Genomic DNA, 19,104 nt, shown 5'->3' with positions numbered 1-19,104 from the left:
TGATAGAGGAAGACGGGGATGCCGTCCCGGCCCGCACGGGAACCCGAGCCACCGCCCGCGTCCCCCGCCGCACCGCTTCCCTCTCCGTCGTCCCGCGTCGTCATCGCGACCTCCGGTCGGCCGAGCGCAGGGCGTGGCGGGACCGGGCGTAGCCGACCGGGCCGTACAGCATGCCTCTGCGCTGGAGGCGGGACAGGCGTCCGGGCCACGGGTGGGACCGGGTGGCGTGCTCGCCGGGCGTCCCGCCGCCCTCCGCCTCCCGGGCCGCGGTCAGCGCGCGGGCGTACGCGAGGCCGCGCGGGAGCCTCGCGAGGAACGCCGGCAGCAGGGCGGGCCGGCGCGCGAGGACCGCGGTGAGGTACGCGGTGAGGCCCGCTCCGTAGCCGTACGCCTGGTTCTCCAGGTCCCGCCAGGTGTCCCGGTGGTGGTGCCAGACCAGTGCCCGCGGGGTGTAGCGCAGCCGGTGGCCCTGGGCGAGGACCCGGACGAACCCGTAGAGGTCGTCCCCGCCCCGGGCGAGGGTGCCGACGCCGGTCGCCGGGTCGAAGCCGCCGACGCCACGCAGCACCGACGTACGGAAGGCCATGTTGGCGCCGGAGCCGAAGCGTCCCGCGGTGAACGGGAACAGCGGCTCGTCGGCGGGCGGGTCCCCGGGATCGTAGGTGCGCGGCGCGAAGCCCTTCGCGAAGCCGCCGTGGCTCTCCAGCAGTACCTGGGCCGGGGTGCTCAGCCGGGCCGGCAGGATCAGGCCGGTGGCGCAGCCGAGTCCGGGGTCGGCGGCGAACGGCGCGCTCAGCTCGGTGAGCCAGCGCGGGTCCGCGACCACGTCGTCGTCGGTGAAGGCGACCACCTCGCCGCGGGCGGCCTCGACGCCCCGGTTGTGCGCGACGGCGAGTCCCGGAACGGTTTCGCGGACGTAGCGCACCCGCTCGCCGTACTTCCGCTCGACCAGGTCGCGGGTCTCGGTCGTCAGGGGCGCGTTGTCGACGACGAGGATCTCGAAGTCGGGGTGGTCCTGGGCGAGGAGCGAGTCGAGAGCGCGGGCGAGCTGCCCGGCACGTTCCCTGGTGGCGACGACGACGCTCGTGAGCGGCGGCGCGGGCGCCGCCCGCCGGGCGTCGTCCGTCCTCCGCGCGTCGTCCGCCGCCCCGCCGAAGTCGGCGCGGGCCAGCTCGCTGAGCACCGCCCGTGGTTCTGCGCCCTCGGGCACCCGCCCGAGCAGCGTGCCGACGGGCCGCCCCTCGCGTCTGACCAGCACGAAGACCTCACCGGCCGTCACGGGCGGACTGCCCGGTCCGGGTCTCAGCGAGACATCCTCCCCGTCGATGTCCAACTCGGCCACCTGCACGGCTCCGATGCTCAGGAACCGCCGTATCTCCTCCTGCGTGCGCGATCTGCGGGACATACGCCCTCCCCCTCGTGTCCCTGTGTTCCTACGGTCGGCGCAGCCTGGCCACGCCCTTCAGCGTCCGCGCGGCGACGGCGGCGAGCCGGGGCCGATTGCGTACGAAGTGGTGTGCCCGGCGGGAGGGTTCGACACTGAGCCAGTTCAGCGCGGCGCCCACCCCGGGACGCGTCGCGGCCCCTTCGTACACGGGCAGTTCGCCCGTCTTGAGCGAGTTTTTGTACTCGGCGGCCCCCCGGCCCAGATCGAGCAGCCCGACACCGGCGGCGGCCGCCGCCTCCGCCATCCGCAGATGCAGCACCAACCCCGGCGAGAACTTCGCGAACTCCTGGTCGTACGACGGGAACCAGCAGGCCAGTACGGTCGACGACCGCAGCCCGAAGTGGGCGGCGACCGGCCGGTCACCGGCGTACAGCGCGGACAGCGTGCCCGCGCACTCCCGTTCCCGCGTCGCGTCGAGGGTGTGCACGAGCCGGGTGATCCAGTCCTGCGCGAACCGGTCGCGGCGGCCCGTCCTGCGGTACTGCGCCGACTTCCACTCCATCAGGGTGCGCAGCGCGGCCGGGTCACGTTCGTCGAACACGAACCGCAGCTCACCGACCTGGCGGCCGAGCCTGCGTTCCTTGGCGAGCGTGGTCTTGAGGAACTTCGGCGACTGGGCGCGCAGGACGGTCTCGTAGGCCGCGTACCCCTTCTCCACGTCGATGACGAAGGTGGCGTACTCCGCGGCGGCGTACGGCACGAACAGCTGCTGCTCCGCCTCCAGGTTGTCGAAGGCGAGACTCGACAGCGAGCAGGCCCGCAGCAGTTCACCGGCGTCGAGCGCGAAGCCCGCCGGCAGCACCGCGCCCTGGCAGTCGGACACCCCGAGCGCGAGCGCCCGCCCCTGCCCCAGCGGCCCCCTCTCGTGCGGCAGGAAGCCGACCGCCTCGCTCCCCTCGTACACCACCGCGACCCGCGCCCGGGGCCGCACCCGACCCACGGCGTCGGCGAACTCCGGTTCCATGAACGGATTTCGCGGCTGACCGGACTTGGCGCGCAACTCGCGCCACTGCTCCCTTTCCCCCGCACCGAGCTCCTCGGGCCTCAGCACGCGAATGCGCCCACCACTCAACATGACCCCCCGATCAAGTCCCCCCTGGACACCCTTGGACGGTACCCCCGAGGCAGGTCCCACCGGTAGGTACCGGAGCATCCTGTGTCCAATTGGTGCAGAGGGTCGCAGAGGGCCGCAGAAGCCCTGCCTCAGTGGCCTCGGACGATGCCCGCGGCAACCCCGCGCGGACGTGTCCGAAACACGCGCCGACGCGTCCGGAATTCTTCCCGCCCGGCTGTCACAACGACCGCCCCCGCTCCGTCAGTGCAGTGAAGGCAACGCGACGCCGGCGACACATCTCCGGCGTTCACCGACGCGGTCAACACAGGAGGCACCACCATGAAGGCACGGATGACGAACCCGGCGTACGTCCTTCCCGGCGCGCTCAAGGGCATCGGCACGCTCTTCCAGGCGATCGGCGAGAGCGGACTCTCGCAGGAGATGACGGAGCTCGTCGGGCTGCGCGCCAGCCAGGTCAACGGCTGCAGCGCCTGCGTACACGGTCATGTGCTGAACCTGCGCAAGGCCGGGGTGACCGAGGAGCGCATCGCGGCCGTCGCCGCCTGGCGGGAGGCTCCCTGCTTCGGCGACGCCGAGCGTGCCGCGCTCCAGCTGACGGAGTCGGTCACGCGGCTCGCGGACCGCTCGCACGAGTCGGTGCCGGACACACTGTGGGACGAGGTGGCCGACCACTTCGACGAGAGGGAACTGTCGGCGCTGATCCTCACGATCTCCGTCACCAACATGTTCAACCGCATCAACACCACCATCAGGGAGCCCGCGGGGACGACCTGGGGATGACCGGTGTCGGGACAGGTCTGCCCGCGCCGTACCCTCCGCCCGCGGTGGCACCTGTCCCGCGGCGGCACGCGTCCCGCCGCGCCCCCGTGCCGCCGCGGCACCCCCGCCGAGCCTTCCCGCCTCAGCCCCGGTACGAGCCGAGTGTCTTCAGCCCCGGCAGTGCCCTGTCCTCGAAGTCGAACAGCGCGAGGTTCTCCCACGCGTTGCCGGACGCCGGGTCCGTCGGGTCCCAGCCCGCGCCGGCCCGGTAGGTCCACACGCCTTCCCAGTAGCAGTAGCCCAGACCCTGGCCGCCCGGGACCGCGGCGGCGAGGTCGGCCACCGTGCGCAGCCAGGCGGCCTGGCCCTCGGGGGTGGCGGGGTAGCCCTCGGTGAGCTGCGAGGGGCTGTTCAGGATGTCGTTGGTCGCGTCCTCGCTCTCCAGCGTGAACGGGTACGCGGTCTCGGCGATCACGCACGGCTTGCCGTAACGGGCCGTGATGTCGGCCATGTTGGCGGCGGCCTGCTCCACCGGGCCGTGCCAGAAGGGGTAGTAGGAGAGGCCGATGACGTCGAAGTCGACGCCGTGGGAGACCGCGTTGTCGAACCACCAGCGGTACAGCCCGTTGTCGCCGCCGTTGGCCAGATGAAGGATCGTGCGGATGCGCGGGGTGGTGTCGCGGGCGGCACGGAGGCCGGCCTTGAGGAACGCGGCGAGGTTGTCCCAGTGGTCCCAGTCGGCGGTGGGCCAGAGCATTCCGCCGTTGAGTTCGTTGCCGATCTGCACCAGGTCGGCCGGGGTGCCCTGGCGCCTGAGCGCGCCGAGGACGTCGGCGGTGTGGTCGTAGACGGCGCGGGTCAGGCCGGCCACGTCGAGGTCGTTCCAGGCGGCGGGCTTGGTCTGGTGGCCCGGGTCGGTCCAGGTGTCCGAGTAGTGGAAGTCGACCCAGATGCCGATGCCCGCCCGCTTAAGGCGCCGGGCCAGCGGGAGGATGTGCTTCTTGTTGTTGTAGCCGTCGGCCGGGTTCACCCACACCTTGAGCCGGGCGTGGGTGACGCCCGCGTCGGCGAGGAGGCGGACCGCGTCGGCGCGGCGGCCGTCGGCGGTGCGGTAGACGGCGCCGAGGTCCTCGTTCCTGGGCAGCGAGGAGATGTCCATGGCGCGGATCTCCAGGCGGCGGGGGCGCGGGCGGGCCGCGGAGGTGCCGGTCGCGGTGTTCGCGACGGCGGGCGTCGCGCCCAGGACGGGCACCGCCAGAGCGGCGGCTCCGGCGACGCCGGCGGCGGTGAGAACGCTGCGTCTGCGCATTTCAGGGTCCCTTCACAGTGGAGAACATTCACGGTGGACACACCAGGGGAATCGACGATCGACGTGCCGTGGGAAGCGGCAGCGGCCGGCGGTGGCAGGCGCGGGCGCGGCAGTGGAAGCGGCGTCCGCCCCGCTTCGGCCCGGCCCTCCGGAGCTCAGCGCCGGTCGCGGAACACCTCGACCCCGCCCGCCGGGACGGCGGCCCGGCTGCCGTCCGGCAGCAGGACCTTCACCTCGGTCTCGGTGTGGTTGACGGCGAAGCGGAAGACGCCGGACTCGCCCTCGCGTACGACGAGTTCGACGTCCCGGGGCAGGTCGGCAGGGGTGATGCCGGCGTCCGCCAGCGCCAGGTCCACGACGGCGGCCAGGTCGGCGCCGGTCAGCCGGGTGGCCAGGTACCAGGCGGTGCCCTCGCCGAGCGGATGCCGGGTCAGCGCGGGGTGTCCGGCCGTACGGCCGTCGGCGAAGGCGGCCACGGTCTGGCAGTCGTCGCCGGGGACGACGTACTCGGACCACAGGTCGGCGGTGTACGTACCGCCGTCGGCCGTGCGCACGGTGACCGTCTCGCCGGGCAGCAGCGGGTCGAACTCCTCGACCGTCAGGCCGAGTACGTCGCGCAGCGGGCCCGGGTAGGGGCCGGTGTGCACGGCGTCGTGCTCGTCGACGATGCCGGAGAAGAAGGAGACCAGGAGCGTGCCGCCGCGCGAGACGTACCGTTCCAGGTCGGCGGCGACGCCGGCGGGCGCCGAGTACAGCTGCGGGACGACGAGCAGGGGGTGACGCTCGGGGTCGACCGAGGACAGCGCGGACGGCGCCACGAAGTCGACCGTGAGGTGCCGGTCGTAGAGCGCCTCGTAGAACGCGTCGAGGCGCTCGCGGGCGTCCAGGTCCTGGCTGGGGCGCCACTCCAGGTCCTGCGCCCACCAGGACTCCCAGGACCAGACCATGGCCACGTCGCCGCGGGTGCGGGTGCCGCGCAGATCGGCCAGACCGGCCACCCGGCGGCCGAGGTCCGCCACCTCCCGCCAGACCCGGGTGCCGGTTCCGCCGTGCGGGAGCATCGCCGAGTGGAACTTCTCGGCGCCGTGCCGGGATTGGCGCCACTGGAAGAACATGGCGCCCTCGGAGCCGCGTGCCATGTGACCGAGGGAGTTGCGGGCCATCTGGCCGGGCGCCTTGGCGGGGTTGTGCGGCTGCCAGTTGACGCCCGAGGTGGATTGTTCGAGCAGCAGCCAGGGGCCGCCGCCCGCGACCGAGCGGGTGAGGTCGGCGGCGAGGGCCAGGTTGACGTGGGTGCGTCGGCCGTCGGTGATCAGGTAGTGGTCGTTGGTGACGAGGTCGACCTCGCGGCCCCAGGCCCAGTAGTCGATGCCCTGGCACTGGCTCGGGGCGACCATGAAGTTGGTGGTCACGGGCACGCCGGGGGACAGGCGGTGCAGGATGTCGCGCTCAGCGGTGAAGTTGGCGCGGGCGGCCGCGTCGGCGAAGCGCTGGTAGTCCAGTTGCTGGGCGGGGTTGACGACGGTGGGGGTGGCGCGGGGCGGGGTGATCTCGTCCCAGTCGCCGTAGAGCTGGCCCCAGAAGGCGGCACCCCAGGCGTCGTTGAGCTTGTCCGTGCTGCCGTACCGCTCCCGCAGCCACACCCGGAAGGCGGCGGCGCAGGTGTCGCAGTAGCAGGTGAGCACGGGGGCGCCGTACTCGTTGTGGACGTGCCACAGCACGACGGCCGGGTGGCTGCCGTAGCGTTCGGCGAGCCGGGTGGTGATCGTCGCCGCGGCGGCCCGGTAGTCGGGGTCGGAGTGGCAGATGGCACCGCGTGAGCCGAAGGCCAGGCGGACGCCCTCCCGGGTGACGGGCAGTGCCTCGGGGTGGGCCCGGTAGAACCAGGCGGGCGGCACCACGGTCGGCGTCGCCAGGTCCACCGCGATCCCGGCCTCGTGCAGCATCCCGATGACCTGGTCGAGCCATTCCCAGTCGTACGTGCCCGGCCGGGGCTCGATCCGGGACCAGGCGAAGATGCCGAGCGACACCATCGTGACGCCGGCCTCCCGCATCAGCCGTACGTCCTCCTGCCACACCTCCTGCGGCCACTGCTCGGGGTTGTAGTCGCCCCCGAAGGCGAGTGGCAGACGGTCGTGCGGGGCGGCGGAGGGCATGTGGTGGCTCCCAGGTGGATCGGCAGGATGATGCCTGAAGTTCCCATATTTCTGTGATCGTGCACAGAGCTTGGCATGGCTGGCATCCATGAGCAACAAGTAGGTAACCGCACGCTTTCACCATTGACAAGGGGCGGAAACAATTCTCTACTGTGCACGATCACAGAGCCGCGCGGCCCTCGCGCACAGCCTCTCGGTCACGTGCCCGCAGCCCCACACCCCCCACGGCGGCTGCCGCGCACGCGGGACATACCGAGGCCGGCTCTTCTCAGTCAGGGGAGATGAAGATGTCGATCCACAGCCGCCGGATCAGCAGGCGCACCATGCTCGCCGGGGCCGCAGCCCTCGGCCTCACCGGCACCCTCGCCGCCTGCGGCGGTTCCGACGACGACTCCGGCAAGAGCAGCGGCCCGGTCAAGCTGACCTACTGGTCGTGGGCGCCGAACATGGAGAAGGTCGCCGCGATCTGGAACAAGAAGAACCCGGACATCACGGTCACCGTGTCGAAGCAGGGCAGCGGCGCCGAGATCCTCACGAAGGTGATCACCGCGAAGAAGGCCGGCAACGCGCCCGACCTGATCCAGGCCGAGTACCAGTCGCTGCCGACCCTGGTCTCCAACGACGTGCTCGCCGACATATCGAAGTACGTCGCCGACGCCAAGGGCGACTTCGCCGAGGGTCTGTGGGACATGGTCACCCTCGGCACCGACGCGGTCTACGGCGTCCCGCAGGACTCCGGGCCGCTGATGTTCTACTACCGCGAGGACCTCTTCAAGAAGCACGGCCTGTCCGTCCCGAAGACCTGGACGGAGTTCGCGGAGACCGCGCGCGCCGCCAGGAAGGCCCTCCCGGACGCCTACCTGACCACCTTCTCCTCCAACGACCCGGGTCTGTTCGCGGGCCTCACCCAGCAGGCCGGCGCCAGGTGGTGGACGGTCGACGGCAGCGGCAAGTGGACGGTCGGCATCGACGACGCGGCCAGCCGGAAGGTCGCCGAGTTCTGGGGCGGCCTGGTCCAGGAGGGCGTCCTCGACAACCAGCCGATGTACACCCCGGCCTGGAACAACGCCCTGAACAAGGGCACCCACATCGCCTGGGTCTCCGCCGTGTGGGCGCCCGGCGTGCTGGTCTCCTCCGCCCCCGACACCGAGGGCAAGTGGCGGATGGCCCCGCTGCCGCAGTGGAAGTCGGGCGAGAACGTCACCGGCAGCTGGGGCGGCTCCTCCACCGGTGTCTCCACCGACTCCGAGCACGCCGAGGCCGCGGCGAAGTTCGCCCACTGGATCAACACCGACCCGGAGGCGCTGGCCGCCCTGGTCAAGGAGGTCGGCATCTACCCGGCGGCCACGAAGGGCCAGTCGGGCGACGTGCTCACCACGCCCGCGTTCTTCCCGAACCAGAAGGACTTCTACACGACGGCCGCGGAGATCGCCGCCACCACGGCCACCGCCGCCTGGGGCCCGAACGTCCAGACCGCCTACACCGCCTTCAACGACGGCTTCGGCAAGGCCACCAAGGCGAAGAAGGAGGCCCAGTTCACCTCTGCCCTCAGCACCATGCAGTCGAAGACCTTCGACGACATGAAGAAGCAGGGCTTCGAGGTGACCGAGGCATGACCAGCGCTCCGCTCAAGGGCTCCGACCGCATCACGGTCGGGCCCTTGGCGGACGGCACCGGCACCGCCAAGCCCGTCCGCCCCAGCCGCCCCCGCCGCCGTGGCCGCAGCGCACCGTACTGGTTCCTGACACCGACCCTGGTCCTGTTCGCCGCCTTCACCGTCGTCCCCATCGGATACGCGATCTGGCTCAGCCTCCACAAGGTCCGGGTCAAGGGCATCGGACTCGGCAAGGGCGCCCGCGAACAGGTCTGGAACGGCTTCGGCAACTACACCGACGTGCTCCAGGACTCCGAGTTCGGCCACAGCGTGCTGCGCGCCTTCGGCTACGGCCTCATCGTCATCCCGACGATGCTCGGGCTGGCGCTGCTGTTCGCGCTGATGCTCGACACCCCGAAGGCGCGCAGCGCCTCCTTCGCACGGCTGATGATCTTCCTGCCGTACGCGGTGCCCGGCATCATCGCCGCCCTCATGTGGGGCTTCCTGTACCTCCCGGACGTCAGCCCCTTCTACTACCTGCTGAACAGGTTCGGCCTGCCGCAGCCGGACCTGTTCGACGGCGGCAACCTGTACCTCTCCTTCGCGAACATCGCGGTCTGGGGCGGCACCGGCTTCAACATGATCGTCATCTACACCGCGCTCCGGGCGATCCCGCCGGACATCTACGAGGCGGCGCGGATCGACGGCGCGTCCGACCTCAAGATCGCGCTGCGGATCAAGATCCCGATCGTCATGCCCTCCCTGGTGCTGACCTTCTTCTTCTCGGTGATCGCCACCCTTCAGGTCTTCACCGAGCCGATGGCGCTCAAGCCGCTGACCAACGGCCTCTCCACCACCTGGAGCCCGCTGATGGCCATCTACGACAGCGCCTTCCTGAAGTCCGACATCTACGGTGCCTCCGCCACCGCGGTGGTCCTGGCCCTGGCCACCTACCTCATCTCCTTCACCCTGCTGCGCGTCTCCGACCGCTACACCCGGGAGGACCGGGCATGACCCCCCTCACCCTCACCGCCGACACCGCCGGCGAACTTCCCGTGAAAAGCCGAGCACGGCGCACGGCCTGGGTCCCCACCCTCGTGCTGATCCTCGGCGCGCTGTACTGCCTGGTCCCCATCGCCTGGGTGGTGATGGCCGCGACCAAGGACCGGTCGGAGCTGTTCTCCACCTTCACCTTCGCGCCCGGCACCGGCTTCTTCGACAACCTGAGCGAGCTGACCGCCTACCGGGACGGCATCTACTGGACGTGGATGGGCAACTCCGCCCTCTACGCGGGCTTCGGCGCCCTGCTGTCCGCCGCGGTCTCCGCCGGCGGCGGCTACGCGCTCGGCCGGTTCGCCTTCCGGGGGCGGGAGTTCATCTTCAAGCTGATCCTGGCCGGCGTCCTGGTGCCCAGCATCGTGCTGACCGTCCCGCAGTACCTGCTGCTGTCGAAGATGGGCATGGCCGACTCGTACTGGTCGATGCTGCTGCCGTCCATCCTCTCCCCGTACGGCGTCTACCTGGTCCGCATCTACGCGGCCGCCGCGGTACCCGCCGAACTCCTCGAAGCCGCCCGCATGGACGGCGCGAGCGAGTGGCGGATCTTCTCGCGGATCGCCGTACCGATGATGATGCCGGGCCTGATCACGGTGTTCCTCTTCCAGTTCGTCGCCATCTGGAACAACTTCCTGCTGCCGTACGTGATGCTGGCCGACGACACCAAGTTCCCGCTCACCCTCGGGCTCTACACCCTGCTCGCACAGGGCGCCTCGCAGCCCGCCCTCTACACCCTGGTCATCACCGGATGTCTGCTGGCGATCATCCCGCTGATCGCGCTCTTCCTGGTGATCCAGCGGTTCTGGTCCCTGGACCTGCTGAGCGGCTCGGTCAAGGCCTGAGGCACTGACCACTCCACCGTCACGAACGAGGACCATGACCACCAGCGCCAACGGACGCCGCCGACCGCCCACCATCCACGACGTGGCGCGGGAGGCGGGCGTGTCGCGGGGCACCGTCTCCCGCTTCCTGAACGGCGGCCACTACGTCTCGCCCGCCGCGGGCCGGGCGGTGGAGGCCGCCATCAGGAAGACGGGGTACGTCGTCAACCGGCACGCCCGCAGCCTGAGCACCGGACGCTCGGACTCGGTGGCCTTCCTCCTCACCGAGCCGCAGGAGAAGTTCTTCGAGGACCCCAACTTCAACGTGCTGCTGCGCGGCTGCACCGAACACCTCGCCCGGCACGACGTCCCGCTGCTGCTGATGCTGGCCTCCTCCAGGGACGACCGCCGCCGGCTGACCCGCTACATCACCTCCGGCCACGTCGACGGTGTCCTGCTGGTGTCCAGCCACAGCGGTGACCCGGTCGCCGCCGAACTGCGCGACGCCGGCATCCCGTTGGTGGCCTGCGGCAAGCCGCTCGGCCTCGGCTCCAAGGTCAGCTACGTGGCCGCCGACGACCGCGACGGCGCCCGGGAGATGGTCCGCCACCTCCTCTCCGTCGGCCGCCGCCGCGTCGGCATGATCACCGGCCCGCTCGACACCCCCGGCGGCACCGACCGCCTGGCCGGCTACCGCGAGGTGCTCGCCGAGGCGGGACTGCCCTACGACGAGGCGCTGGTGGCGGAGGGCGACTACCGCCGCACCGGTGGCGAGGAGGCGGCCCGGCTGCTGCTGGCCCGCGCCCCCGACATGGACGCGGTGTTCGTCGCCTCCGACCTCATGGCCCAGGGAGTCGTCAACACCCTCCAGCAGGCCGGGCGTTCCGTCCCCGATGACATCGCTGTCGGCGGCTTCGACGACTCGGCCGCGGCCACCGCCGTCACCCCGGCGCTCACCACCATGCGCCAGCCCTACGACCGCATCAGCGCCGAGATGGTCCGCATGCTGCTCGCCCAGATCGCCGGCGAGGACACGGCGGGAGTGATCCTGCCCACGGAACTGGTGGTGCGGGACTCGGCGTAGGGCGCCGAACCGCTCAACTCCCGGCAACCGACGACCCGTAACCGACAACGAGTAACCGGAACAGCTGTCAACAGATGTGAAACCAGTAGCCGTCCGGTTCGCGTCGAGTCGCCGGGGCGTTCCATCCGTATTCTCTGATCATGGCCGCTCCCACCGCGTATTCACTGATCGCCACCGACCTGGACGGAACCCTGCTCCGCGGCGACGACACCCTCTCCGAACGCTCGCTCGCCGCGCTCGCGCGCGTGGCAGCGGCCGGCGCCCGGCATCTGGTCGTGACGGGCCGCCCGGCGCCCAGGGTGCGGCCGCTGCTCGACGACCTGGGCAGCACGGGGCTCGCGGTGTGCGGGCAGGGCGCGCAGGTGTACGACACCGGCGCGGACCGTCTGCTGTGGTCCGTCACCCTGGACCGGGAGCTGGCCGAGACCGCGCTCGGCAAGATCGAGGCCGAGGTGGGGCAGGTGTACGCGGCGGTCGACCAGGACGGTGTCGACGGCCTCACGCTCATCGAGCCCGGCTACCTGATGCCGCACCCGACCCTCCCGGCCCTCCGGGTCGAGCGGCGTGACGACCTGTGGTGCGAGCCCATCAGCAAGGTGCTGCTGCGCCACCCCGACCTGAGCGACGACGAGTTGGCGGCGACGGCGCGTTCGGTGGTCGGCTCCCTGGCGACGGTCACCATGTCCGGACCCGGCACCGTCGAACTCCAGCCATGCGGCATCACCAAGGCCACCGGACTCGCCCTGGCCGCCGAGTACCTGGGCCTCGGTCCGGACCGGACCATCGCCTTCGGCGACATGCCCAACGACATCCCCATGTTCGACTGGGCGGCCCACGGCGTGGCGATGGCCAACGCCCACCCCGAACTCAAGTCCGTGGCGGACGAGATCACCACGTCGAACGAGGACGACGGCATCGCCGTCGTCCTCGAACGTCTCTTCCCCGGGCCCCGGAGCGCCTGGCGGCCGGCCTGATCCGCCGATCGGGCCGGGATGTCGGTGGCCCCGGCGCCCCAACGCCGTTGCCGTGACACCCGCGGGTGGCGTACCGGACTCCGGGCCTTCTAGTACGCCCCGAAGACGTTGTCGATCGAACCGTAGCGCGCGGCCGCGTAGTTGCAGGCGGCCGTGATGTTCGCTACCGGGTCGTACGAGTCCCAGGAGGTGCCGGCGACGTGGTACGCCCGGAAGGTCGGGTCGATGACCTGCAGCAGGCCCTTGGACGGGATGCCCGCGGCCGCGTTGGAGTCCCACAGGTTGATGGCGTAGGGGTTGCCCGACGACTCGCGGATGACGTTGCGGTAGATGCCGTTGTACGACCCCGGAATGCCGTGCTGCGACATGACGGTCAGGGAGGCCCGGATCCAGCCGTCGAGGTTGTTGGCGTACCCCAGCGAGGAGGCGGTGGTGACCGTCGGGGTCGCCGCGGAGGCGGTGCTCGCGCCGATGACGGGGAGTGCCAGTACGGCGGCTCCGGTGCCGATGACGGCGAGCTTGCGGACGAGGCGGGCGGTTCTGGTGCGTCGGTGCTGAGCGGCAGCGGGCATGACTGTTTTCCTCTCCGGCGCCTGCGAGGTGAGCTGTCGGGTTCGGGCGGGAGCTGCCCGGCCGCGCCCTTACGGACGTGGCTTCACCCCCAGCCGTACCGGTTCGTCCTGGAACGTCCGGTACGGCGACTTACCTGGGTCCCCCGCTCCTGCCGTGCGGTGTCTTTCGTCGATGAGTCTCGGTTCGGGCGGCGGCAGGATTAGGCGTCCGCCCGACAGGCCGGGAACGTATGCGAGAGCACATGTCCGGAACAAGTGCCGTATTCGCTTATGACGCCGTTGACCTTGGTCTGAGGCGTATGGGGCACTTGATCCTTTGCGGATGCCAATCCTCAACTCGCTTTCGGGGAAAGGTGAAAGGGGTGACGGGGAGGGGCTGGGGGGACGAGGGCGTGCGTGACCCAACTCACGGGCGTGAACAAGAGTGGCAATTCGGGCAATAGGGCCAACTCGTAGTCAACCGGCCGTCGGTGAAATCCACTTACCGGAGGGGTGCCTCGCGGCTCTCCGTGAGGCGGCCCGGCGGGGCCGCGGCTTTGGCTGTGGCTGTGGAAGCGGAGGCGGCTTGGTCGGGCGGGCGGGGCGCGTCGGGGGGCGGCGCCCGGCCCGGCACGGCAGGCCGGTGATCTTCGGGCGGCCGCGATCGCGGTCGCGAGCGCGATCAGGCGGAGGGGTGGACCGGTCGGCGTAAAGGCGCCGCCCGTCGCGGTGCGCGGTTCGGGCGGACCGGGGTATCCGACATGAGGGAGGTGGAGGAGGCGGCGGCACCGGAGGCCCGTGGAGGGCGGCAAGCGCGGCGCGCGTCCGGAGCGGGACACGCAGAAGCCCGTGGGTCGTCTCGTGGTGCGGAAGGGGCGTGGGGATACTGCATGTCAAGGAGTCACAAACGTTCCCGGACGCGCAGGCCGGCGGGCTCGGCGGCGGCCTAAGATTCGGGGCATATGCCAGTACATCCAGCTAAGCCGACAGGTATCCGTCCTTATCTAGTGATCAAAAACATTCCGGTCGTGATCCCATACCGCCTGGCCTGGAACCGTGGGCGCTATCGGTGATCGAAAGGTGACCGGATACGCTGACTTGAGTGAGCGCAGCGACCTATCGACAAACCGTGTAACCGCCAGTGGACACCAGCAGACAGGAGACCCCTCGTGACCGTCGTCGGGCCGTTCGGGCTGAGCGTGCGGGACCAGGCTCTGGAAGCCGATGTCCAGGCCGGGATGACGGCCGTCGAGGAGGGTCTGCTCGAAGCCACCAAGAGTGAGGTCCCCTTCATCACGGAGGCCGCCCAGCACCTGGTGCGCGCGGGTGGCAAGCGGTTCCGGCCGCTGCTCGTGATGCTCGCCGCGCAGTTCGGTGACCCGTACGCGCCGGGGATCGTGCCGTCGGCGGTGGTGGTGGAGCTGACCCACCTGGCGACGCTGTACCACGACGACGTGATGGACGAGGCCGCGGTACGGCGCGGGGTGCCCAGCGCGAACGCCCGCTGGGGCAACTCGGTCGCGGTCCTCACCGGCGACTTCCTGTTCGCCCGCGCCTCGCACATCCTGGCCGATCTCGGGCCGGAGGCGGTCCGTGTCCAGGCGGAGGCGTTCGAGCGCCTGGTGACCGGCCAGATCCTGGAGACGGCGGGACCGACGGACGGGCGCGACCCGGTCGAGCACTACCTCGACGTCCTGGGCGGCAAGACGGGCTCCCTGGTGGCCGTGTCCTGCCGGTTCGGCGCGATGATGTCGGGCGCCGACGAGACGGTCGTGGACGTGCTGACCCAGTACGGGGAGCGGCTCGGCGTCGCCTTCCAGCTGGCGGACGACGTGCTGGACATCGCCTCCGACTCCCACGAGTCCGGCAAGACCCCGGGCACGGACCTGCGCGAGGGCATCCCCACCATGCCGGTGCTGCGGCTGCGTGAGCGGGCGGCCCGGCTGGGCCTCGCCGAGGACCTCGCCCTGTGTGAGCTCCTCGACTCCGACCTGACCGACGACGACCGGCTCGCCGAGGCGCTGGCCGGGCTCCGGTCGCACCCCGCGCTGGAGCAGGCGCGCCGGGACACGGTGCGCTACACCGAGGAGGCCCGGTCGGCCCTGGCCCCGCTGCGGGAGTGCGACGCGAAGGCGGCGCTCGTGGAGCTGTGCGACGCGGTGGTCCACCGGGCGGGCTAGACCCTGCCACGCGTGTCCGCGCGACGCTGATCCGCCGGCGCCACCTGAGTGAGAAGAGGGCGGTGCCTGCTCCTACCCCTACGGGTCGGAGCAGGCACCGCCCTCTCGCGTCATACCCCAGGCGTACGCGGAGTTGATTCCGAGGGTTGACGCTTCACTGCGGCCGATTTGGTCAGATGGACATCACGGAAATCACCACTCCTCACCGATTCGGGTGAGAATGGCGGCTCAGGGTGGGACGAGTGCGAGGACGAGACGAGCAACGGAGAGCCGCCGCCGACGACGGAGGTAAGGCACACATGGCACCGTACGAATCCGAGGACAGCACGAACGCCGGGGAGGCCGACGACCTGCGCGTGGGTCGGCGAAGGGCCGCGCGGTACATCGTGCCGGTCACCGTGGTGGGGGTGGCGGCGGCGACCATCGGGCTCGTGCCCGCGCTCGCCGACTCCGGCGACCCCAGCCTGCCGAAGATCAGCGCACAGCAACTCATCGAGAAGATCGCCGCCTCGGACGTACAGCAGCTGTCCGGCACGGTGAAGATCACCACGGATCTGGGACTGCCCGACCTCGGTGGTCTGGAGAGCGGGCTGCTGTCCGGCGCCACGCAGCAGGGTGACGGCGGTTCGTCCGCGGACCCGTCGTCGAAGCTGATGGAACTCGCCACCGGCACGCACACCCTGCGCGTCGCGGCCGACGGCCCGGACCGGCAGAAGCTCTCGCTCCTGGAGAACGCCGCCGAGTACAGCGTGATCCACGACGGCAAGGACGTCTGGGGCTACGACAGCAAGTCCAACGAGGTCTACCACGCCACCGAGCCCGGCGGCGCGGAGGCGCAGCGGAAGCGGGAGGACGTCCCCGCGACCCCCAAGGACCTCACCGAAGAGGCCCTCAAGTCGGTCGACGACACCACCTCCGTGGCCGTCGACGGCACCGCGCAGATCGCCGGCCGGGACGCGTACCGGCTGGTCATCAAGCCCAAGCAGGCCGGGTCCACCGTCGGCGCGATCAGCGTGGCCGTGGACGCGAAGACCGGGCTGCCGCTGAAGTTCACGCTCACCCCGTCCAGCGGTGGCGCGGCCGTGATCGACGCCGGCTTCACACAGGTCAGCTTCGCCCGGCCGGCCGCTTCCACCTTCGACTTCACCCCGCCCAAGGGTGCCAAGGTCACCGAGGACGGCGCGGGCTCCGACGGCGGGACCGAGCACGCCCCGCGGTACCGGAAGTCCGAGGGCGACGTCACCAAGGGGGAGGGTCTCGACGGCCTGAAGGTCATCGGGAAGGGCTGGAACTCCGTCGCCACCTTCGAGACGGGCGGCGAAGGACTGCCGACGGGCTCCTCCGGCGGCGGTGACCTCGGCGGCTTCCTCGGCTCGCTCGGCGACCACGTCACCGGCAAGTTCGGCTCGGGCACCGTCTTCTCCACCCGCCTGATCAACGCCCTGGCCACGGACGACGGCAAGCTCTACGTCGGCGCCGTGTCCAAGGACACCCTGGTCAAGGCGGCCAACGCCGGGAAGTAAGGACGTACGCACCCACCGGAGGCGTACGACGAAACGAGGGAGCCGATGGACGAACCGTCCGTCACGGAGCCGGGCACCGAGGGCGCGGGTGACAGCGTGATCGCCACCCGCGCGCTCACCAAGCGCTACCGCGGCGGGCAGCTCGCCGTCGACGGTCTCGACCTGACCGTCCCGGCGGGCAGCGTCTTCGGCTTCCTCGGTCCCAACGGCTCGGGCAAGACCACCACCATCCGCATGCTGATGGGCCTGATCGAACCGACCTCCGGCACGGCCCGCGTCCTGGGCCGCCCGATGCCCCGCTCCACCCGCACCGTGCTGCCCCACGTCGGCGCGCTCATCGAGGGCCCGGCCCTCTACGGCTTCCTCTCCGGCCGCGACAACCTGCTGCGCTACGACGCCGCAGACCCGACCGCCGACCCACGCACCCGGCGCGCCCGCGTCGCCTCGGCCCTGGAGCGGGTGGGCCTCGGGGCGGCCGCGGGCAAGAAGGCGAAGGCGTACTCGCTGGGCATGAAACAGCGACTGGGCCTCGCGGCCGCGCTGCTCCAGCCGCGAAAACTCCTCGTGCTCGACGAGCCGACCAACGGCCTCGACCCGCAGGGCATGCGGGAAATCCGCTCCCTGATCCGGGAGTTGGCCTCGGACGGCACGACCGTCTTCCTCTCCTCGCACCTGCTCGACGAGATCGAGCAGGTGTGTACGCACGCTGCGGTGATGACCCGTGGCCGGCTGATCACCCAGGGCGCCGTCGCGGACCTGGCGGCGGGAACCCGCGGCCGGCTGGTCGTGACGACGCCGGACGCGGGGGACGCGGCTCGGGTGCTGAAGGAACACGGCGCCGCGGACGTCGTCGTCGGCGACGACCGCGTGACCGCCGACCCCCCTGACGGCGACCCCGCCGACCTGAACGCCGCGCTGGTGTCGGCCGGTGTCCGCGTCCGCGGCTTCGGGATCGAACGGGCCTCACTGGAGGACGCGTTCGTCGCGCTGACGGGGGAGGGCTTCGATGTCGCGGGCTGACACGACGCGGGGAGAGCAGGGACCGCCTGGCACCCAGGGCGTGGCGGACCTGCCCGTCGCGGCCGGGGCGCCGGTCCGGAAGCCCAGCCCGTTGTGGACCCTCGGCCTGCTGCGCAGCGAACTGCTGACCACCTTCCGGCGCTGGCGCACGCTCGCGCTGCTGGCTGTGCTGGCCGCCGTACCGGTCCTGGTCGGGATCGCCGTGAAGATCGAGACGAGCGACGGCTCGTCGGCCGGCGGAGGCGGCGAGGGCCCGGCGTTCATCTCGCAGATCACCAACAACGGTCTGTTCCTGGTCTTCACCGCGCTGGCCGCGACGCTCCCGTTCTTCCTCCCGATGGCGATCGGCGTCGTCGCGGGCGACGCGATCGCCGGCGAGGCGAACGCGGGCACCCTGCGCTACCTCCTGGTCGCCCCCGCCGGCCGCACCCGCCTGCTGCTCACCAAGTACGCGACCGTGCTGACCTTCTGTCTGGTCGCCACGCTGGTGGTGGCGGCCTCGGCGCTGACGGTCGGCGCGCTGCTCTTCCCGCTCGGTGACCTGACCACCATCTCCGGCACCCGGATCGGTTTCGCCGACGGCCTGGGCCGGGCGCTGCTGATCGCCCTGGTCGTCGCCGCGTCACTGATCGGGGTGGCGGCCCTCGGTCTGTTCGTCTCGACCCTGACGAACAGCGGTGTCGCGGCCATGGCGACGACGGTGGGCCTGCTGATCACGGTTCAGATCCTCGACCAGATCCCCCAGCTGCACGCCCTCCAGCCGTACTTCTTCTCCCACTACTGGCTGTCCTTCGCCGACCTGATGCGCGACCCCGTCTACTGGGACGACCTGGTGAAGAACCTCGGTGTCCAGGCCCTGTACGCGGGCGTGTTCGGGTCGGCGGCCTGGGCCCGGTTCACGGCGAAGGACATCACCGCGTAGCCCCCGTGACCGGAGGTAGGTCGGACTCGAACTGGAAGCGGGCGAGAGGCGCCTGCCGGGCGAAGAAGGTCTTCGCCTCGGCGAGGGCCTCGGTGTCGTGCAGGACGTCACCGGCCTTGCTGCCGTTGCCGAGCAGCACTCCGCCGAATCGCATCCGCAGGTACGCGGCCGAGTTGTTGAGGGTGCCGATCAGCGGGTCGGCGACCACCTGCTCCCGGTCCGCGAGCACGGTGACACCCCAGAGCGTGCGCCCGGCCAGGGTCGCCTTGAAGTCGATGCCGGGCGTACGCAGCCAGCCCGACCAGTAGTCGAGGTAGCGCTTGGTGTGGGCGGACACCGAGTACCAGTACAGCGGCGACGCGATCACGATGTCCGTGGCCGCGAGCGTGGCGTCGAGCAGCAGGCCCGCGTTGCCGTCCACCGGCCGCACGTGGTCGCTGTCGTGCCGCAGGTCCACGAAGTCGGGCAGCGGATGCTCGGCGAGGCTGATCCACCGCTGTTCCACGTCCGGGGGCAGCTGCTCGGCCGCCCGGCGCGCGAGCAGTTCGGTGTTCCCCTCGGTGCGGCTGCTGCCCAGGACGAACAGGAAGCGGCGGGTCATGGGATCTCCCGGATGGTCGGCGTGCGGCACTT

Annotated in this window: 16 protein-coding genes and 1 riboswitch; of the genes, 10 read left to right on the top strand and 6 right to left on the bottom strand. The window is 71.0% G+C overall.

Annotated elements, in window-relative coordinates; genetic code table 11:
* Positions 1 to 100: 100 nt before the first annotated feature.
* Together OG985_RS20330 and OG985_RS20325 are read right to left on the bottom strand one after the other, a co-directional pair.
* Positions 101 to 1,405: a glycosyltransferase family 2 protein gene (locus OG985_RS20330; protein WP_371669757.1), complete on the bottom strand. Its 1,305-nt coding sequence runs from the start codon at positions 1,403 to 1,405 to the stop codon at positions 101 to 103.
* Positions 1,406 to 1,433: 28 nt separating this feature from the next.
* A complete protein-coding gene (locus OG985_RS20325) occupies positions 1,434 to 2,522 on the bottom strand; it encodes a GNAT family N-acetyltransferase (RefSeq protein WP_371669756.1) in 1,089 nt (362 codons plus the stop codon).
* A 318-nt stretch (positions 2,523 to 2,840) separates the two neighbouring features.
* On the opposite strand from OG985_RS20325, the gene OG985_RS20320 reads away from it, so the two are divergent.
* Positions 2,841 to 3,302, top strand: a complete 462-nt coding sequence (locus OG985_RS20320) for a carboxymuconolactone decarboxylase family protein (RefSeq protein ID WP_371669755.1) — start codon at positions 2,841 to 2,843, stop codon at positions 3,300 to 3,302.
* Positions 3,303 to 3,423: 121 nt separating this feature from the next.
* Here OG985_RS20320 and OG985_RS20315 read toward each other — a convergent pair whose 3' ends face one another.
* Both OG985_RS20315 and OG985_RS20310 read right to left on the bottom strand, forming a co-directional pair.
* A complete protein-coding gene (locus tag OG985_RS20315; protein ID WP_371669754.1) occupies positions 3,424 to 4,590 on the bottom strand; it encodes an arabinogalactan endo-beta-1,4-galactanase in 1,167 nt (388 codons plus the stop codon).
* Between the two features lie 155 nt (positions 4,591 to 4,745).
* A complete protein-coding gene (locus tag OG985_RS20310) occupies positions 4,746 to 6,746 on the bottom strand; it encodes a beta-galactosidase (RefSeq protein WP_371669753.1) in 2,001 nt (666 codons plus the stop codon).
* Positions 6,747 to 7,027: 281 nt separating this feature from the next.
* On the opposite strand from OG985_RS20310, the gene OG985_RS20305 reads away from it, so the two are divergent.
* The 5 genes from OG985_RS20305 to OG985_RS20285 all read left to right on the top strand — a co-directional run bounded on the left by OG985_RS20305 (position 7,028) and on the right by OG985_RS20285 (position 12,275).
* Positions 7,028 to 8,362 (top strand): ABC transporter substrate-binding protein, encoded by a 1,335-nt coding sequence (locus OG985_RS20305; RefSeq protein WP_371669752.1) that lies wholly within the window; start codon positions 7,028 to 7,030, stop codon positions 8,360 to 8,362.
* Positions 8,359 to 9,354 (top strand): carbohydrate ABC transporter permease, encoded by a 996-nt coding sequence (locus OG985_RS20300; RefSeq protein ID WP_371669751.1) that lies wholly within the window; start codon positions 8,359 to 8,361, stop codon positions 9,352 to 9,354. Before OG985_RS20305 ends, OG985_RS20300 begins: the two co-directional genes overlap by 4 nt.
* A complete protein-coding gene (locus tag OG985_RS20295) occupies positions 9,351 to 10,238 on the top strand; it encodes a carbohydrate ABC transporter permease (protein WP_371669750.1) in 888 nt (295 codons plus the stop codon). Before OG985_RS20300 ends, OG985_RS20295 begins: the two co-directional genes overlap by 4 nt.
* A 34-nt stretch (positions 10,239 to 10,272) precedes the next feature.
* Positions 10,273 to 11,301, top strand: a complete 1,029-nt coding sequence (locus OG985_RS20290) for a LacI family DNA-binding transcriptional regulator (RefSeq protein WP_371669749.1) — start codon at positions 10,273 to 10,275, stop codon at positions 11,299 to 11,301.
* 140 nt (positions 11,302 to 11,441) lie between these two features.
* On the top strand, positions 11,442 to 12,275 hold the full coding sequence (locus OG985_RS20285) for an HAD family hydrolase (RefSeq protein ID WP_371669748.1): 834 nt from the start codon (positions 11,442 to 11,444) through the stop codon (positions 12,273 to 12,275).
* Between the two features lie 89 nt (positions 12,276 to 12,364).
* On the opposite strand, the gene OG985_RS20280 is transcribed toward OG985_RS20285, so the two are convergent.
* Entirely contained in the window at positions 12,365 to 12,847 is a 483-nt protein-coding gene (locus tag OG985_RS20280; RefSeq protein WP_371669747.1) for a transglycosylase SLT domain-containing protein, read from the bottom strand.
* A 3-nt stretch (positions 12,848 to 12,850) separates the two neighbouring features.
* Positions 12,851 to 13,019: riboswitch (cyclic di-AMP (ydaO/yuaA leader) on the bottom strand.
* Positions 13,020 to 13,995: 976 nt separating this feature from the next.
* Here OG985_RS20280 and OG985_RS20275 point away from each other — a divergent pair.
* The 4 genes from OG985_RS20275 to OG985_RS20260 all read left to right on the top strand — a co-directional run bounded on the left by OG985_RS20275 (position 13,996) and on the right by OG985_RS20260 (position 18,471).
* The gene (locus OG985_RS20275; RefSeq protein WP_371669746.1) at positions 13,996 to 15,006 is read left to right on the top strand and encodes a polyprenyl synthetase family protein; all 1,011 of its coding nucleotides are present in this window, start codon (positions 13,996 to 13,998) and stop codon (positions 15,004 to 15,006) included.
* Positions 15,007 to 15,305: 299 nt separating this feature from the next.
* Positions 15,306 to 16,529, top strand: a complete 1,224-nt coding sequence (locus tag OG985_RS20270; protein ID WP_371669745.1) for an outer membrane lipoprotein carrier protein LolA — start codon at positions 15,306 to 15,308, stop codon at positions 16,527 to 16,529.
* Positions 16,530 to 16,574: 45 nt separating this feature from the next.
* Positions 16,575 to 17,549 (top strand): ABC transporter ATP-binding protein, encoded by a 975-nt coding sequence (locus tag OG985_RS20265; protein WP_371669744.1) that lies wholly within the window; start codon positions 16,575 to 16,577, stop codon positions 17,547 to 17,549.
* Positions 17,536 to 18,471, top strand: a complete 936-nt coding sequence (locus OG985_RS20260; RefSeq protein WP_371669743.1) for an ABC transporter permease — start codon at positions 17,536 to 17,538, stop codon at positions 18,469 to 18,471. Before OG985_RS20265 ends, OG985_RS20260 begins: the two co-directional genes overlap by 14 nt.
* Here OG985_RS20260 and OG985_RS20255 read toward each other — a convergent pair.
* Positions 18,461 to 19,072, bottom strand: a complete 612-nt coding sequence (locus OG985_RS20255; protein ID WP_371669742.1) for a flavodoxin family protein — start codon at positions 19,070 to 19,072, stop codon at positions 18,461 to 18,463. The genes OG985_RS20260 and OG985_RS20255 overlap by 11 nt on opposite strands.
* Between the last annotated feature and the right edge of the window lie 32 nt (positions 19,073 to 19,104).

Origin of the sequence: Streptomyces sp. NBC_00289, from assembly GCF_041435115.1 — a bacterium.
Classification (GTDB): domain Bacteria; phylum Actinomycetota; class Actinomycetes; order Streptomycetales; family Streptomycetaceae; genus Streptomyces.
The sequence above is the reverse complement of the archived record's forward strand: the minus strand, read 5'-3'. Positions and strand labels throughout refer to the sequence as shown.